Annotated in this window: 12 protein-coding genes and 1 pseudogene; 8 read left to right on the forward strand and 5 right to left on the reverse strand. The window is 67.7% G+C overall.

The window, feature by feature from the left end:
• The first annotated feature begins 260 nt into the window (after positions 1-260).
• The 6 genes and pseudogenes from ACS5PK_RS02965 to ACS5PK_RS02990 all read left to right on the forward strand — a co-directional run bounded on the left by ACS5PK_RS02965 (position 261) and on the right by ACS5PK_RS02990 (position 7,024).
• Entirely contained in the window at positions 261-563 is a 303-nt protein-coding gene (locus tag ACS5PK_RS02965; protein WP_439438790.1) for a hypothetical protein, read from the forward strand.
• Between the two features lie 43 nt (positions 564-606).
• Entirely contained in the window at positions 607-1,614 is a 1,008-nt protein-coding gene (locus tag ACS5PK_RS02970) for a TraB/GumN family protein (protein ID WP_439438791.1), read from the forward strand.
• 133 nt (positions 1,615-1,747) lie between these two features.
• Complete coding sequence (locus tag ACS5PK_RS02975; protein WP_439438792.1) at positions 1,748-2,836, forward strand: hypothetical protein; 1,089 nt, start codon at positions 1,748-1,750, stop codon at positions 2,834-2,836.
• Positions 2,837-2,995: 159 nt separating this feature from the next.
• On the forward strand, positions 2,996-4,312 hold the full coding sequence (locus ACS5PK_RS02980; protein ID WP_439438793.1) for an HlyD family secretion protein: 1,317 nt from the start codon (positions 2,996-2,998) through the stop codon (positions 4,310-4,312).
• Positions 4,309-6,478 (forward strand): annotated as a pseudogene (locus tag ACS5PK_RS02985) (peptidase domain-containing ABC transporter); the annotation flags it as partial. The gene ACS5PK_RS02980 and the pseudogene ACS5PK_RS02985, both read left to right, overlap by 4 nt.
• A complete protein-coding gene (locus tag ACS5PK_RS02990; RefSeq protein WP_439439159.1) occupies positions 6,479-7,024 on the forward strand; it encodes an Lrp/AsnC family transcriptional regulator in 546 nt (181 codons plus the stop codon).
• 225 nt (positions 7,025-7,249) lie between these two features.
• Here the strand turns inward: ACS5PK_RS02990 and ACS5PK_RS02995 are convergent, their stop codons facing one another.
• On the reverse strand, positions 7,250-7,789 hold the full coding sequence (locus ACS5PK_RS02995) for a lipocalin family protein (RefSeq protein WP_439438794.1): 540 nt from the start codon (positions 7,787-7,789) through the stop codon (positions 7,250-7,252).
• An 86-nt stretch (positions 7,790-7,875) separates the two neighbouring features.
• The gene (locus tag ACS5PK_RS03000) at positions 7,876-8,781 is read right to left on the reverse strand and encodes a LysR family transcriptional regulator (protein ID WP_439438795.1); all 906 of its coding nucleotides are present in this window, start codon (positions 8,779-8,781) and stop codon (positions 7,876-7,878) included.
• A 74-nt stretch (positions 8,782-8,855) separates the two neighbouring features.
• Here ACS5PK_RS03000 and ACS5PK_RS03005 point away from each other — a divergent pair, with 74 nt between their 5' ends.
• A complete protein-coding gene (locus tag ACS5PK_RS03005) occupies positions 8,856-9,866 on the forward strand; it encodes a sodium-dependent bicarbonate transport family permease (protein ID WP_439438796.1) in 1,011 nt (336 codons plus the stop codon).
• A 205-nt stretch (positions 9,867-10,071) separates the two neighbouring features.
• Positions 10,072-11,115 (forward strand): transporter, encoded by a 1,044-nt coding sequence (locus ACS5PK_RS03010; RefSeq protein WP_439438797.1) that lies wholly within the window; start codon positions 10,072-10,074, stop codon positions 11,113-11,115.
• Between the two features lie 646 nt (positions 11,116-11,761).
• On the opposite strand, the gene ACS5PK_RS03015 is transcribed toward ACS5PK_RS03010, so the two are convergent.
• The 3 genes from ACS5PK_RS03015 to ACS5PK_RS03025 form a co-directional block, all read right to left on the reverse strand.
• On the reverse strand, positions 11,762-12,748 hold the full coding sequence (locus ACS5PK_RS03015; RefSeq protein ID WP_439438798.1) for a hypothetical protein: 987 nt from the start codon (positions 12,746-12,748) through the stop codon (positions 11,762-11,764).
• 261 nt (positions 12,749-13,009) lie between these two features.
• Positions 13,010-15,451 carry a two-component system response regulator gene (locus tag ACS5PK_RS03020; protein WP_439438799.1) on the reverse strand — a complete coding sequence of 814 codons (2,442 nt, stop codon included), beginning with the start codon at positions 15,449-15,451 and terminating at the stop codon, positions 13,010-13,012.
• Positions 15,448-17,280, reverse strand: a complete 1,833-nt coding sequence (locus tag ACS5PK_RS03025) for a PAS domain S-box protein (RefSeq protein ID WP_439438800.1) — start codon at positions 17,278-17,280, stop codon at positions 15,448-15,450. Before ACS5PK_RS03025 ends, ACS5PK_RS03020 begins: the two co-directional genes overlap by 4 nt.

Genomic DNA, 17,280 nt, shown 5'->3' on the forward strand with positions numbered 1-17,280 from the left:
GCACAGGCTGAAGAGAAAGCAACGAGGATCGCGCGGTGCAATCAAGGCACTGCTCGGGGAGAAGGTGCAAAGGCCCGGCCATTTGGCCGGGCCTTTGTCTGTGTTGCAAGTTGAGCGGCCGCTGGCTTTGTTCTGAAAAAAGGGGCGATGCCTCAGATTCAATGCTCTTGAGGGAGGCTGCCCAGGAATTGGCTGTTTCTGGCCAATCGCCGTAGGGTCCGTCGGTGAATTATGCGGACAAATGGGAGTAGATAGTGAGAGTGCTTGATATTGATGAAATTGGCTGTATTGCCGGTGGAACTGATCCCGCAGGGGCCTGTCTTACGGCCAATAATGGTGTTCAGGTTTGCCAGTTTGCGGATGGTTCGAAGGTTGCCGTGATATGTGACTCGAGGACGACGTTCAACGTGCAAGTTGCCTTGGACATCCTGAACTGGAACAAAAGCCGTGGCGGTGGTGGATCGGCTGGCATGAGCTACCAGACTGAGTCGTTCAATTGCACGGTGGTGGAAATTTCCAGTGCTGCCGATTTGGGCAAGGGAAACAAGACGCGTCCTAAGTAATGCAGAATGAAAAAGGGAGGGGTTCCTCCCTTTTTGCTTTGAAATGAAAAATATTCTAATCCTTCTGTTTTCATTATTGAGCAGCATGCTTGCTCATGCCGGTGCTGGAGGGGTGAGAAATCGTGCTTGGGTTGTGGAATTCCAGGGGGCAAAGGCAATAATAATTCCAGAAACTCACGAGAGTCTTCCCTTTGAGCTTGATGACTACTTTTTCGAGACTGTAATCCCGGCGATCAGAAATGTTGCGGCCGTTCAAGTCGAAAGCGTGGTCGCCCCAGCGCTGGTGGCCCCCACTGGGGGCTTCTGTCCTGACGACAAGGCCTTGCTTCCTGCTCGTGCGGAGCAGGAGCCGGATGCCGAACTGCTCCGCCGTTGGGCAGCCCTTGCTGCGGCGGACGGGCGGACGGGGCAATTCAATTTCGTTGCAATGTCCCTGCCTGTCCAGGTGCTTCTCGCAAAGCTGGATGTGCAAAGGCAACGATCCAGCGCAGGCAAGCTGCTGGACCGGACCACTGTCTATGAGTCGGTGCTTCGGGCTGTAAACAGCGCGTCGTTGATCTTGGGACTGGAGTCCTTCGATGACCGTTGGCGGGCCTTCTGCAGTGCGCCACAAGGAATTCGTGACGAGGCTGTGATCGAGGCGATACGGCAGGCGGATCGAAAGATTCGGCTCATCGAGCTGGACTTGGCAGAGATCAAAAGCGAGGTGCCGAAGTTATCTTTTGAGGCGTCGCTTGCCTGTATTGATAAAGTGCCCCTGTGCTCGGCAGCTACATTCGATATGGCGGAGGAACTGCTGGAGGAAGCCGAGAAATTGGGCCTTCCTTGCGGGAAGTGTGCGGCGAGCAACTATGTCCGCATCAAGGGGCGCAACCCGCCAATGGCGGCCAATATTCTCAAGGCTATGCAAGAGCGCCGGCGGATCGTGGTGTTGATGGGTGCAGCTCACCTGCCTACGCTCCAGTATCAAGATGGCGAGGCCCCGGGGGTTATTGAACTGCTTCGCTCACAGGGGGCGACGGTTTCCATGCTCAAGGCGGCAGATCATTAGGACGGGGCAATCGTGCTTTGGCTCCTCTCAAGAGGTGATATTTGTTTTTGTGTTGATCAGAGGATGGTCGACGTTTTTGAAGGGCTTCATTCAAGGCCAGCCACAGTGACCGTCTGCGGGGAATGGGTCTGAGGTGTTCAGTCGTTTGATGCTCGCGTGCCTGACGGCGCTGGCGGGCCTGCCGGCTGTTGGGCAGGTGGATGTCCATATCATCAGGTCGCCGGGCACCGTTCGCGCAGTGGCCATCCTTGTGTACGACCTCCCAGGCGATGAGTGGATGCGGACGTCATCGCTGGAGGACCCGGGGATCTACGGCTCAGTCCGGGACACGCTTCTATCCAACGGGTTTGCCATTGTGTTTGCGCGGCCCTTCGGCTTTCGATGTGCCAGCCATTGCGCTGCTGAGCAGGCAAGCAACTGCTTTGACGCCGAAGTAACCCAAGGCCTTCGTCCGGCGGACTGGCTGTCCCTGCTGCAAGAACAAGTTCGAACGGCGCAAACGCTGGCGCCGAACGCTCCGCTGGTCTTTGTGACGTTTTCAGGGGCGACGCGTCCCTTGTCCCGCTGGCTGGGGACGCAGTCGGCCGATCAGTTGGGCAAGGTGTCATGGATAGGTTTGTCCCCCCTGCTGACATCGCCTCGTGAGGCCTGGCGCAGGCAGAAGCAGGGCGCCTTGCTTGAGGAGGCCCGCGCGATCGTTGGTGCGGGATCGGGGGTGGATTGCTCGTCGGGCGCCGCGGTCCAACTGAGCGAGCGTCTGCGGCGATTCTTTCCGGATGACGCTGCAGGCTGGACGACTTCACTCTGCCAAGGCGGGGGATTGCCGGCACTTGAGAGCGTGCCGAGTGAGCGTTTTGATCGTGAGCTGGCCCAGACGCAGGCGGCCTCCGGGCCCATCCAGGTTCAGGCACCGGAGGGGGCGCTGATGCTGGACGCCCGATACCTGGCTGATGTGTTTGCCGGGACAGACGCGCCCGTCCGGCAACTCCTTCGCCTCAAGGGGCGCGCCGCTCTGGTCTATGGTGTGCACGATATTGCATTGAGTCCGCGTCATCAGCTCAGCGCCTGGGCGGATTCGAAGGATGGCTCAATCACCGTGCTGAAGGATGTTGGGCATAGCTTTGGCGCAGATGGGTTTGCTTCCAGGCCGGGCGCGGCATTTCTTTCGGCATTGGAGTGGGCGCTGGGTGAGCTGGGAGTAAGCTACCCGGCCGAGCGCTGAAATTGCCGTGCTCGGTGCACCTGCACCTTCCCGTCGCGAGCAGTCCGTCGTCAGCCAATGGAGCTGCGCACGATGGATGACCTCAGTCGCATTCCATGATGGACATCGTAGAAGAGTAGTGTGAGTCGGATGAGGGAGACCCTGTTCAGACCTGAAGTGATGCAAGCCCAGTCCACCCAATGGCTGGGCACCATCCGCATCGGCCGCCCGCCCAGCTTTGCCTGGCTGACGGGCATTGCCCTGCTTCTTCTGGCCGGGCTGCTGGCCTTCGCCTTGCTGGGCGAGATCAGCCGCAAGGCGCGTGTCTCCGGTGTGCTGCTGCCCACGGGCGGCCTGATCGGCATCACCGCGCCGCAGTCCGGCGCTGTGGCCGAGCTGCTGGTGAAGGAGGGCGAGGAGGTACAGGCCGGGCAGCCCCTGCTCAAGATCCGCACCGAGCGCCGCCTGGCCCAGGGTGACGTGGCCCTGCTCAATGCCCAGGCCCTGGCCCAGCGCCGCCAAAGCCTGGACACCGAACGCCTGCTCCAGCAGCAGCAGGCCCGCCAGCGCACCGACGCGCTGAACGACCGCCTGCGCAGCCTGCAGTCCGAGGAGCGCCAGGCCCAGGGCGAGCTGGAGTCCAGCCATCAGCGCGCCCAACTGGCGCAGAAGAGCCTGGACCGCTTCAACGAGCTGGCGCGCAGCGGCTATGTCTCAGCGGCCCAGGTTCAGCAGAAGCAGGAAGAGCTGCTGGACCTGCAGATGCGCGAGCGCAGCGCAGAGCGCACGCTGCAGGCCCTGCAGCGCGATGCCCAGGCCGTGCGCGCCGACCTCGCCGCGAACGAAACCAGCCTGCGCTCCGCCTTGGCCCTGGTCGACCGCAATCTCGCCAGCCTCTCGCAGGAGGCCAATGAGAACGAGGCCCGCGGCGCGGTGCTGGTGCAGGCGCCGCAGGCGGGCCGGGTGGCCACGCTGTCCCTGCATCCGGGGCAGTCGGTGCTGGAGGGGCAGGCCTTGCTGAACCTGGTGCCGCAATCCGCCGCCGGCAGCGCCGATCAGGACCTCGAGGCCCAGCTCTTCGCGCCCAGCCGCACCAGCGGCTTCGTGCAGCCGGGCCAGCAGGTCTGGTTGCGCTACGCCGCCTACCCCTACCAGAAGTTCGGCATGGCCCTCGGACGCGTTGTGGCCGTGAGCCAGGCGCCGCTGTCGGCCCAGGAACTGCCCGCGGGCCAGGGCCAGTCCCTGCAGGCCGCCGCGCAGGCGAGCGAGCCGCTGTACCGCATCCGCGTGGCCCTGGAGCGCCAGGACGTGCAGGCCTATGGCGCCAGCCTGCCGCTCAAGCCGGGCATGAGCCTGGACGCCGACGTGCTGCAGCAGCGCCAGAAGGTCTGGGAATGGGTGCTGGAGCCCATCCTGGCCGTCTCGGGCCTGGCGCCCATCGTCAACACACCTGATGACAGCAGTCCCGCGCCGCAGAAAGCCGGGGCCTCGCGATGAAACTCTTCCTGCAATCCGAAGCCGCCGAATGCGGTCTGGCCTGCCTGGCCATGGTCGCCAGCCACCATGGCCTGGGCCAAGACCTGGGCGACCTGCGCCGACGCTTCCCCATCTCGCTCAAGGGCGCCAAGCTGGCCAGCCTCATCAGCCATGCCGGCGCCCTGGGTTTCGCCGCCCGCCCCCTGAAGCTGGAGATGGAACATCTGGGGCAACTGACCCTGCCCTGCATCCTGCATTGGGACCTCAACCACTTCGTGGTGCTGAAGAAGGTCGGGGCCAGGTCTTGCGTGGTGCTGGATCCGGCGATTGGCGAGCGGCGCCTGAGCCTGTCAGAGATGTCCACCCACTTCACCGGCGTGGCCCTGGAGCTGACGCCCAATGCCGACTTCAAGCCCCAGCAGCAGGCGCCGCGCCTGTCGCTGGGCTCGCTGACGGGCAAGGTCAGCGGCCTCAAGCGCTCCCTGCTGCAGATCCTGGCGGTGGCCTTGGTGCTGGAGGCCTTCGCCATCGTCGCGCCGCTCTTCAACCAACTGGTGGTGGACGAGGTGCTCAGCAGCGGGGACTTTGAGCTGCTGGGGGTGCTGATCCTGGGTTTCGGCCTGCTGCTGCTGATCCAGACCGCCCTGTCCATGGGCCGTACATGGATGGTGATCCTGCTGAGCCAGACCCTGGCACTGCAGTGGCAGTCCAATGTCTTTGCCCATCTGATCCGCCTGCCCACGGCCTTCTTCGAGAAGCGCCACCTGGGCGACATCACCTCCCGCTTCGGCGCCGTCAACGCCATCCAGCGCAGCCTGACCACCGCCGCCATCGAAGCCGTGCTGGACGGGCTGATGGCCCTCATCGCGCTGGCCATGATGCTGCTCTATTCCGTGCCGCTGACGGCCATCGTGCTGAGCGCGGTGGCGGCCTATGGCGCGCTGCGCTGGCTGGCCTACCGTCCCTTCCGCGACGCCTCTGCCGAGCGCCTGGTCATCGCCGCCAAGGAGAACACCCACTTCCTGGAGACCTTGCGCGCCATCACGCCCCTGAAACTCTACGGCCGCGAAGACGAGCGCCGAGCGCGCTGGCAGAACCTGATCGTCGACGTGCAGAACCGCGACGTGCGCACAGCCAAGATGAGCATGGCCTTCCAGACGGCCAACACGCTCATCTTCGGCCTGGAGAACCTGGCCGTGCTGTGGCTGGGCGCGCGCACCATCCTGCAGGGGCAGCAGAGCCACGCTGTCTCGCTGACGGTGGGCATGCTCTTCGCCTTCGTCAGCTACAAGTCGCAGTTCACCAGCCGCGTGGGCAAGCTGATCGACTACGGCGTGGAGCTCAAGATGCTCTCGCTGCACGGCGAGCGCCTGGCCGACATCGTCCTGGAAGCGCCCGAGCAGGACGAGGTGCCGCACAGCGAGCTGGACCACCTCACGCCTTCGCTGGAGCTGCGGAATGTGTCCTTCCGCTATGCCGAGGGCGAGCCCTGGATCCTCAAGGGCGCCAGCTTCAAGATCGAGTCCGGCGAGAACGTGGCCGTCACCGGGCCCAGCGGCGCAGGAAAGACCACGCTGCTGAAGATCCTGCTGGGCCTGCTGCCGCCCACCGAGGGTGAGGTCCTCTACGGCGGCGTACCGGTACGGCACCTGGGCGTGCGCAACTTCCGCCGCCAGATCGGCACGGTGATGCAGGAGGACGCCCTGCTCACCGGCAGCCTGGCCGACAACATCAGCTTCTTCGACACCCACCCGGACATGGAGCGCATCCAGCACTGCGCGGCCCAGGCTCAGCTGCACGAGGACATCCGCCGCATGCCCATGGGCTACCAGACCCTGGTGGGTGACCTCGGCTCCGGCCTGTCCGGCGGGCAGAAGCAGCGCCTGCTGCTGGCGCGCGCCCTGTACAAGCAGCCCCGTGTATTGGCGCTGGATGAGGCAACCAGCCACCTGGACATCGCCAACGAGCGGGCCGTCACCGCCGCGCTGGCGCAGATGAAGCTGACGCGCCTGGTGATCGCGCACCGGCCCGAGACCATCGCCGGTGCGCAGCGCGTGGTGCAGGTGCGCGAGGGGCAGGTGCTGGAGCTGGCGCGTCAGGTCGGTGGCGGCGTGCCGGACAGCACGGCGGCCCTCTGAGGCTGCGGCCTCCAGTAGGATGGGCTCTCCCTCGCCAGCCCACTGCGCCATGACCAAGACCAATGCCTCTCTCGCCACCCGGGGTCGCCTGCCTGCCCAGGAGTTCGAGGACCCACAGGGGGAGCGCCTGGATCGCTGGCATGTGGCCATCCTGGCCGAGCTTCAGCGGGACGCCCGGCTGTCCAACGCCGAGCTGGCCAGCCGCATCGGGCTCTCCACGGCGCCCACCTGGCGCCGGGTCAAGTGGCTGGAGGAGCAGGGCTACATCATTGGCTATCGGGCCGAGCTGGATCGCCGCCGCCTGGGACTGGGGGTTCTGGCCTTTGTGCGGCTGGATGCCGACCGCAACAATGCCTCGGCCACCAAGGTGCTGGAGGAGGCGATCCGGCAACTGCCCGAGGTGATCTCCTGCCACTACATCTCCGGCGCGGGCACCTTCGAGCTGCAGGTGCTGGCCACCGACCTCGATGCCTTCAGCCGCTTCACCATTGACACCCTGCTCAATCTGCCCAACGTCAAGGACGTGCACACCAGCTTCTCTCTGGGCGAGGTCAAGGCAGGCGGCGGCGTGCCGCTGGGGCATCTGAAGCCCTGAGCCGGCCTGGAGGGACCGGGGCCTCGGGCCAGGCGCTGGCGCTGCCAGGCGGACAGGTCAGCACGGTTGCGCAGGCTCCGCTCGATGTTCTCGCCGTCCTCGAGTGGCAGGACTGCTCCGCCGGCCGCTCCCTGTTTTGGCCCAGGCAAGCAACCGGGACGCGCGTCAAGGGTCAAGGGCGGCATCCCGCGTGTGCGGCGGAATGTCCGGGGCTTTCCACGCTGCTCAGGGGCGCTCGGCAGCGGCGGGCTGCGGCGTGCGCTGGAAGGCGCTGCGGTCGAAGCCCAGTGCGGCTGCACGCGCCAGCAGGGCTTCGATGCGCGCATCGGGCAGCTGCGGATCGCGCGCGAGGATCCATGCATAGCGGCGGTTCGGAGCGCCCACGAGCACCTCCGTGTAGTCCTCGTCCAGCGCGAGGATCCAGTAGTCGCCGTAGAAGGGCCAGAAGAAGGTGACGCGCAGCTTGGCGTTGCCGGCGTCCGGCACCACCTTGGCATGGCCGCGGATGTCATCGATGCGGCCGTCGGCCATCCGGCAGCGGTTGAGTACCTCGATGCGATCGCCGTCCTGGCGGTAGCTGGCCTGCGTGTCTGACACGCACTGGCGCTGGAAGCGGTTGGGCAGCAGCGCGATCTCGTACCAGCGACCGGCGTAGCGGGCCAGGTCCACCTGCGGCACGGTGGGCAGCGGGGCCTCTGCCGCCACGGCCAGGCCGGCAACGCACAGGGCCGGCAGGATCAGCAGGGCGCGGAACAGCGAATGCATGAGGACCTCCTTCAGTCACTGGCGCGGATGCTAGACGCCAGGCTTTGCCCCTGCACGGGCTTGGGCATTGCCCGGGCGGCACGGCCTCAGGAGTGGACTTCCCACCTGCCCGCGAGGCCCTGCAGATGATGCAGAAAGGCCTGCGCCAGCGGACTCAGTCGCTGGCCCGGCAGCCACATCACCGACCAGGCTGAGCGCACCGGGAAATGGTCCACGCGCAGCACGGCCAATCCCTCGCTGGCTGGATCGGCCGCCAGGGCATGGCGGGACACCAGTCCCAGTCCCATGCCCGCCGCCACCGACTGCTTCACAGCCTCGTTGCTGCCCAGTTCCAGCCTTACGCGCGGGCTCAGGCTCAGTCGCTCGAAATGGGCGTCACCCGCAAGCCGCGTGCCGGAACCGGCCTCGCGCAGGATGAAGGGCTCGTCCTGCAGTCGCTGCGGCCGCACGCGCGCGCGCCCGGCGAGCGGGTGCGCCAGCGGCGCGATGGGAACCAGTGGGTTGTCCAGCAGATGGGCGCGCTCGTGGGGCAGGCCCCGCGGCGGGATGGAGAGGATGTAGAGATCATCCTGGTGGGCCCGCATGCGCTGCAGCACGCCGTCGCGGTTGAGCACCTGCAGGGCGATGTCTACCTGGGGGTGCTGGGCGCAGAAGGTGCCCAGCATGCGGGGCACGAAGTACTTGGCCGTGCTGGCCAGGGCGATGCGCAGGCGCCCGTGCTGCAGGCCGCGCAGGCCGGCCAGACGCTGCTCCAGGGCCTCCCATTCGGACTGCAGGGCGCGGGCGGTGGCCAGGACTGCCTCGCCGGCCTCTGTGAGCTGGAGGCGCTTGCCGAACTGCTCGTACAGCGGCAGTCCCGCCGCCTCTGACAGCTCCTTGAGCTGCATGGAAACCGTGGGCTGGGTCACGTGGCAGGCCCGCGCCGCCCCGGTGATTGAACCGGTCTCGGCCAGGGCGAGCAGCAGCTTGAGCTGGCGGAAGGTGGCATGCATCGATAAAACCCGATGGAAGGCATCAGAACAATTGATTTTCCATGATTGCGTCAGTTCTCTAGCATCCGGGCCTCATGAATGCCCTGCTTGATCCCGCCCTTCTGTTCTTCGTCCTCGGCCTGCTGGCCGGGGTGCTGCGCTCCAACCTCGAGGTACCCGCGCCGCTGTCGCGCTTCCTCTCGCTGTACCTGCTGATGGCCCTCGGGCTGAAGGGTGGCTTTGCCCTGCACCAGACGGGCCTGAACACCGTCGTCGTCACCGGCCTCGGCTGTGCGGTGCTGCTGGCCGTGCTGGTGCCGCTGCTGGACCTGCCGCTGCTGCGCCGCTGGCTGCCACCCTACGACGCCCTGGCCGTGGCGGCCACCTATGGCAGCGTCAGCGCCGTCACCTTCGTTACCGCGAACCACCTGCTTGAAGTGCAGGGGGCTCCGGCCGGTGGCCACATGGCCGCGGCCATGGCATTGATGGAATCGCCTGCCATCATCCTGGCGCTGATGCTGAGCCAGCGGGCCCGTGCGGCGGCCGGCGTCGGCGCGGCCGTGCCTGTCGGCGGGGACGCGCTGGCCCTGGGCGGTAGCGCCCCGGTGGCCGCCAGCGTCGGCGGCGGCCACTGGCGTGAGGCGCTGACAGAAGGTGGCACGCTGCTGCTGCTCGGCGCCCTGGCCATTGGCTGGATCACCGGCCCTGTCGGCGCCACGGCCATGAAGCCCTTTACCGGCGAGATCTTCAAGGGCCTGCTGGCCTTCTTCCTGCTCGACATGGGCCTGCTCACTGCACGTCAGCTGCCCGGCTTGCGCACGCTGCCGGCCTCGCTGTTCGCCTATGCCCTGGGCGCTCCGCTGCTGCATGCGGCCCTGGCGCTGCTGCTGGCCCGTCTGGCGGACCTGCCCATCTCGGATGCCACGCTGCTGGCGGTGCTGGCCGCCAGCGCTTCCTACATCGCCGTGCCGGCCGTGCTGCGCCACGCGGTGCCGGAGGCGCGGCCGGCGGTCTACATCGGCTTGTCGCTGGGCGTGACCTTTCCGTTCAACCTGCTGCTGGGCATTCCGCTGTACCAATGGGCGGCGCGGGCTTGGCTGGGATGAGGCTGGCCCGCGAGCCGGCAAGCGGGCCTTCGCCCTGGCACGACTTCAAGCCCGAGGCGGCGGCTCCCGTGGGCGGCGGGCCTGCGCTGGCGAGGGGATGTGCTGTGCTGCTGTCGGCAAGGATGTCGGGGATGGCCATGCGCCCGGCCTGTCATGGTCCGGACACGGCATGGCGCTAGGCTGGCCGGTCCGCCGAGCGCCCACCATGCCGAACGAGAACCCGTCGCACGCACCTGCCCCTGCATTGCCGCCCTCCTACGGCGCCAGCGAGCAGGGCCTGATCTGCGCCTATCGCTTCGATGCCCAGGGCCAGGCCAGCGCACTGCTCCAGGTGCCTACCCCGGAAGCACTGAAGCGGGCGCCGCCGGGCTTTGTCTGGCTGCATGTGAACCTCAGCCATGCCGGCGCCCTGGAGACGCTGCGTCGGGCAGGCGTGCTGGACGAGGACCTGCTGGCGGCCATGCAGCAGGGCTCGCGCGCCACCCGCATCGAGCGCATGGGCGAGACGCTGTTCGCCGTGGTCAACGACGTCACCTTCGACTTCAGCTTCGACCCTGACGACATCGCCACGCTGTGGGTGCATGTGCGGCCCGGCTGTGTACTGACGGCACGCCGCCAGCCCCTGCGCTCGGTGGACAGGCTGCGCATGGCTGTCAAGCGCGGCGAAGGCCTGCGCTCGCCGCTGGCCCTGCTGGACCACCTGCTGCAGGACCAGGCGGACGAGTTGCAGGTGATCGTCCGCCGCACGGCCGATCGCATCGACGACATCGAGGACGAGCTGCTCAAGGGCCACCACGGTCGCCATGCCGGTGAGGTGGCGCACCTGCGCCGGGTGCTGGTGCGGCTGCAGCGCCTGCTGGCGCCCGAGCCCAGTGCCCTGGCCCGCACCCTTGCGCATCCGCCAGCCTGGGCCACGGGCGAGGACCAGGCCCAGCTGCAGCGCGCCAGCGAAGAGTTCGCCCTGGTGCTGCGTGACGCTGCGGCACTCCAGGAGCGCATCAAGCTGATGCAGGACGAGACGACGGCTCGACAGGCCGAGGAGAACAACCGCAGCCTCTTCACCCTGACCGTGGTCACGGTGCTGGCCTTGCCCATCAATCTGGTCTCCGGCCTGCTGGGCATGAATGTGGGCGGCATTCCGCTGGCAGACCACGCCCAGGGTTTCTGGATCATGCTGGCCCTGATCGCAGCGCTGACCGGCCTCGCAACGGCCCTGGTGCGGCGCCAGGTGCGGGGCGCCCGCGACTGAGCCCACGCAGCCTCGCTGCTGTGCCGGCACCACAGAGAAGCCTGCCAGCCTTGGCAGCTTGGGGCCCCGGCAGGCCAGGTACTCCAGTTTTCGTCACCGGGATCTGTGAGCATGAGGCGCTGGCATCACAAAAGTTGGGGGTGCGGCCGGGCAAACGGCTTGCCATGCTCGACTTCCTCAAGTCTGGAGTCCCGCCATGTTTGATACGCAATCATCCGGCCGCCTCTGGGGGTGGCCCATGCTGGCGCTGGTGTCGCTGGCAGCCCTGCTGGCCGGGTCCTGGTGGCTGGTCAGTGATCGCCGGGCGGCTGCGGTCGGCTTGCAGCCACCGGAGGCGAGCTCATCGCGGCCTCCCATGGCCCGGCCGGCACGCCTGCAGCCGAATCCTCATCAGCGTCCGCATCCGGCATCCCGGGGCGTCGGCGAGACGCCGCATCGGCAGCCGGCACCGCTTCAGTCGGCCGCAGCCCCCACCTAGCCGGCCCAGTACGCGCGGCTGGCCGCTGGCCTGTCTGCGTGGCACCGGTGATCACGCCAGCGTCGTTCCTCGCAGCGCTCCGGAACCGCTGCTGCAGGCCCAGGCAAGGCGTCCGGATTGAAGCCGCCGCCGCGGGGAAGGAGGCGGCAGCGAGGGCGCTGGCGACGTTCAGCGGCTGGCCAGCATCTGCGGACAGGCCGTGGGCTTGCTGCCGGGAGGTACGACCGTGAACGGCATGCCGGCCCAGGGCGAGCCCTTGCCGCAGTCGGGGCCGGCCTTGCAGTCACAGCTCTTGGCCTTGACCAATTGGTCCATGACCTGGGCGTCACGGCTGCCGGCCTTGACTTGGCGGCTGGCAAAACTCAGCTGCAGTGCGTCCTCCGGGACGATGCTGTCCTTGGCCAGGGGTTGGCCGAGCACCGTGCGCTGCCCCAGCGCCTCGCTGGCCGCTGCCGCGCGCGAGGCGTTGCGCTGGCGCTTGAGGTAGGCCAGCGCCACCTCCATCGCGGCGTGGCCCCGGGCCGCCGACACGCTGAAGGGCTTGCGGAATGCCGCCTCAAAAGCAGCGGCCACTTCGCCCCAGCGGGCCTTGTCTACGCTCAGGGCCGGGCACAGGCCCGCATCGTACTTGTCAGAGACCGGCGTCTCGAAGTCGATCCAGCAGGCGCTGGCGGCGGTGACGCGCAGTCCGGTCTGGGAGCGCAGCTTGGCAGCGATGTCTTCGGCCACGCCAGCGCCCACGCGGCCCAGCTGCAGCAGGCCGTCATGGCTCTTCAACCGTTCGGCGTTGGCCGACACCATGGGCACATTGGCCGACTTGAGCGTAGAGGGCACCTCGCCCAGCACGCAGAAGCCACCAATGACCAGGTCCACCTTGGCCCCGACGAAGGACTGCGCCGCTGCCTGCGCCTTCTTGGCGTCGCAGCCGCTGTCCTTGACGACGAGTCGTGGCGCGGGCTGCAGCGAGGTGGTCTTGAGGGCCAGGGTCATGCCGTCGCGCATGTCCTCAGCCTGGCTGGCGCTGGGCCATGACTCCGGCAGGATGGCCCCGATGCTGAGACTCTGGGCCTGGAGCAGCCCGGGGGCAGCCAGGGCCAGACCCAGCAGGGCGGCCGTGAATGAGCGGGCCGGGCGGGCAGGCTTGGTGTTCAACATGGAATCCCTTCGACGTTCTATGAATCGCTTCTGCATCGCCGTCCCCTTGGGCGGAGAACGACACTCCCGTCAGCGCACTCGCATGCTATGCAAGCCGGCCGCAGGGCGTCTGAGGGAAAGCGCGCAGAAGCGATGGACCGAGCTGCCTAATTCGCGGCAACGAGGTGTTTTGCACAGAGCAGAGCGGCCCTCGGGCCGATCCAAGGCTGGCTTGCGCCGGCCCAGGGGGCGGCAGTTCTGCGGGTTAACACGGGGCGCTGCTCAGTGCAGATGTCGTGCCAGCTCGGCCTGCACCTGCCGCAAGGCGAACTCATGGGCCGGCACCGCCTTGCAGAACAGCCAGCCCTGGGCTTCCTCCACCCCCAGCGCCTGCAGCGCCTGGCGCTGCGCCTCGGTCTCCACGCCCTCGGCTGTCAGCGCCAAGCCCAGGGCCCGGGCCAGGGCGACGATGGCGCGCGTGATGGCCTGGTCGTTGGGGTCCGTCTCCAGGTCGCGCACGAAGCTGCGATCGATCTTGAGGCGGTCCAGCGGAAAGTACTTCAGCATGGACAGCGAGGAAAAGCCGGTGCCGAAGTCGTCGATGGCCAGCCTCACGCCCAGGCGGCGTAGCTCGCCCAGCAGGCGTTGACCGCTGTCCACTGTCTGCAGGGCGCTCTCGGTCAGCTCCAGCTCAAGGCGCTCGGCAGGGAAGGCTTGCTGCAGCAGCGCTTGGCGAACGCCGTCCGCAAAGCCCTCGCGCTGCAGCTGGCGCGCCGAGACGTTGACGGCGACGCGCTCCAGCCGCAGGCCGGCATCCAGCCAGGCCCGGCCCTGGCGGCAGGCTTCCTGCAGCACCGCGCGGCCGATGTCCTCGATCAGCCCGCTCTCCTCGGCAATGGGGATGAAGCGCTCTGGGCTGATGGGGCCGTACTCCGGATGCTGCCAGCGCAGCAAGGCCTCGGCGCCTATCACCCGGCCGCTGGCCATCTCGACGATGGGCTGCCAGTGCAGCTGCAGCTGTTCGCCGACGCGGGCGCGGCGCAGGCCCTGCTCGATCTGCAGGCGCTCGACGGCGCGCGCGGCCAACTGGCTGTCGTAGATCTCGCAGCGGTTGCGGCCGGCGGACTTGGCGGCGTACATCGCGGTGTCCGCGGCCTTGACCAGCTCGTCGGCCGTGCTGGCGTGCTCCGGGAACAGCGCCAGGCCAAGGCTGGCTGATACCGAGACCGGCTCGGTACCGTCCAGCAGGACGGGCTCGCGGACCGCCGTGAGCAGCTTGTCGGCCAGGGTGAGCAGGGCCTCCCGCTGCGTCAGCTGATTCAGCAGGATGACGAATTCGTCGCCACCCAGCCGGATGGCGATGTCCGAGCGCCGCAGGCAGGCGCACAGGCGCTGCGCGACGGTGACCAGCAGCTCGTCGCCGCGATGGTGGCCCAGGGTGTCGTTGATGGTCTTGAAGCCGTCCAGATCCAGGAAGCACAGGGCGAAGCCTCCGCCTTCCGCCTTGGCATCGCTGGCCGCGATGAACTGCTTGAGGCAGAAGTCCATGCGATGGCGATTGCCCAGGCCGGTCAGGGCATCATGGAAGGCCAGGTGCTGGATCTGCGTCTCGGCGCGGCGCAAGGCGGAGATGTCGGTGAAGCTCAGCACCTGGTGGCTCAGGCGGCCGTCGGTGCCGAACACCGGCGCCACGTGCTCCCAGGCCGGGAACTGGCTGCCGTCGCGGCGCTTGCACAGCACCTCGCCATGCCGGGCTTCGGCCTGCTGGTGGGGGGCGTGCAGGAGCAGGTCGGTCTGGCGCTGGGCATGGAGGATGTCCGTCAGGCGCGCCCCCAGCACCTCGCTGGCCTGCCAGCCGGTCAGCTTGCAGAAGGCCGGGTTCACCGCACGCAGCCGGCCCTCCACGTCCAGGATCACGATGGCGTCGGCTGCCGACTCGAACACCACCGCGGCCTGCCTCAGCTGCGCCTCGGAGTCCACCTGGCTGCTGACGTCACGGAACACCCCGATGATGCGGGCCTCCTCCACGAAATGTCGGGCATGGATCTCCAGCCAGAGCTGGTGCTCCGGTCCCAGCTGCCAGCGAGCCAGGGCATGCAGGTCCTGTCCGGGTTGCGAGCGCAGGCTGCCCAGCCGGGCCTGGGACACGGCATCCAGCCGCGCCATGAAGCCCTCGCGTGTCAGGCTGGGCGGCGGTCCCCGCTCGAACAGCGGTGTGGCGTGGCCATGGAGCTCGAGCTCGTTGCCACTGGCGCCGAACTCCAGCACGCCCAACTGGCCGGCATCCAGGGCGAGCCGGTAGCGCTGCTCGGCGCGTTCGGCCTGGCGCTCGACCCTGCGCCGCGCCAGGGCCATGTGGATGGTGGCGTTGAGCTCGCGCAGCTCGAAGGGCTTGAGCAGATAGCCGTAGGGCGCGGTCAGGCCGGCACGCTTGAGGGTTTCGGGTTCCGCGTAGGCGGTCAGGTAGACCACGGGCACCCGGTACTCGTCCATCAGGCGCTTGGCAGCCCGCGTGCCGTCGCCGCCGGCACCCAGGTTGATGTCCATGAGCACCAGATCCGGCGGTTCGCGCCGGGCCAGTTCCAGCGCATGGCTCTCCGAGGCCGCGACCCCGCAGACGCGGTAGCCCATCGCTTCCAGGTCCTGCTTGAGGTCCAGTGCCACGATGCGCTCGTCCTCGACGATCTGGATGCGCACGTCGGTGTGTTCTGTGGCAGGGCTCATGCCGCGCTCCCTGGTTGTCTGAACTGAATGCGTATGCAGGTCCCGGGGCCCTCCACCAGGGCCAGGCGCGCTTCCAGCTGGTCGGCCAGGAGGGGGATGAGCTGGTAGCCCAGGGTCGCGCATTGGTCATGGTCGGGCAGGGCCTTCATGCCGAGGCCGTCGTCGGCGACTTCGATCTCGAACCAGCCCTGCGCATCGCGCGCAGCCCGGACGCGGATCAGGCCCTGGCTGCGCTGCGTGAAGGCATGCTTGAGCGCATTGGTGACCAGCTCGTTGACGATGAGGCCACAAGGCACGGCCGCCTGCAGGCTGATGCTGAGCCCTTCGCCCGGCAGGTCCAGCTGCATGGCGATGTCTTTGCCGGGCTCCATATAGGCTTCGCGCAGCAGCGCGGCCAGGCGATGCAGGTAGGGGCCCAGTTCCAGCGCGGAGAAGTCGCTGCGCTCATACAGCAGCTGGTGGGTGAGGGCCATGGCCTTCACCCGGCTCTGGCTCTCTCGCAGCACGGCCCGCACTGGCTCGTCCACATGACGCGACTGCAGGCGCAGCAGGCTGGAGACGATCTGCAGATTGTTCTTCACGCGGTGGTGCACCTCGTTCAGCAGGGCAGTCTTTTCCTTCAGGGCGCGCTCCAGCTGTGCCTGGGCGGCCAGACGGTCGTCGATGTCGACCACAGTGGCCAGCACCTCAGGCGGCTCGCTGCCCGGGATGGGGTTCAGTCCCACCTCGATGTTGAAGAGGCTGCCGTCGGCGCGCAGGCCCTGCAGGCGCTTGCGCTTGCCCATGAGGCGGGGCTGGGCGTCGGCGAAGTAGGAGCGGATGTGATCGGCATGGGCCGGACGGTCGGCGGCGGGAACCAGGCGGTCGATGCGGCTGCCCAGCAGCTCGCCGGCCTCGCTGCCAAACAGCCGGCCCATGGCGCGATTGGCCAGCAGCATGCGCCCCTGCTCGTCGACCAGGGTCATGCCGTCGGGGGCGGCCTCGAAGACGCTGCGAAAGCGGGCCTCGCTCGCGCGCAGCGCACGCTCCCCGGCCACACGGTCGGAGACGTCGATGCCCGAGGGCACGAGGTGCTGCACCCGTCCCTCATCGTCCAGCATGGGCGCCAGCATGAAATCGATGGTGATCCGCGCATCGTCCCGCACGCGCACCACCACGTCCTGGCGCACGACCTGACCCTGGGCGGCGATGCGCACTGCCTCGCGCAGCCAGTGCTGCATCGCGGGGTCGTAGCTCCACCAGTAGGCCTCCCAGAAGGGGCGGCCGTGGACCTCCTCGAAGCTGATGCCGGCCGCCTCCAGCGGCGCACGGTTGGCTTCGAGCACGATGCCGTTGACGTCCAGCACGCCGACGAAGGCGAACAGGCTGTCCAGCACTCGCCGCAGCCGCGCTGCGCTGGTACGCAGCTGCCGCTCGGCATCCTGCTGGAGGCTCATGTTGACGGCCTGCACGAGCACGCCCTGCACGTTGCCAGCCCCGTCGGGGATGGGCAGGTAGCTGGCTTCCCATTGCGAAAGCTCGCCGGGGCGGCTCGGGACTTCCAGCAACACCTCGAAGCCCAGCAAAGGCTCACCGGCCTCCAGCACGCGGCGCAACAGGGGCTCCAGCTGCGGCCATGCCTCGGGCAGAACCTCGCTCACGCTGCGACCCAGCGCCTGCTCCGGCGGCACGCCGTTGAAGGCGGACAGCATGTGGTTGATGCGGCGATAGCGCAGCTCGCCATCGAGCACCGCCAGGCCCACGGGCAAGTCACTGGCGAAGAGCTGGTCCAGGGCGGCGTCGCTCAAGGAGAGCGCCCCCGCGCCGGCCTGTGGGGCGGAGGCCTGCAT

Origin of the sequence: Roseateles sp. DB2 (genome assembly GCF_051857535.1) — a bacterium.
Lineage (GTDB): Bacteria > Pseudomonadota > Gammaproteobacteria > Burkholderiales > Burkholderiaceae_C > Roseateles_B.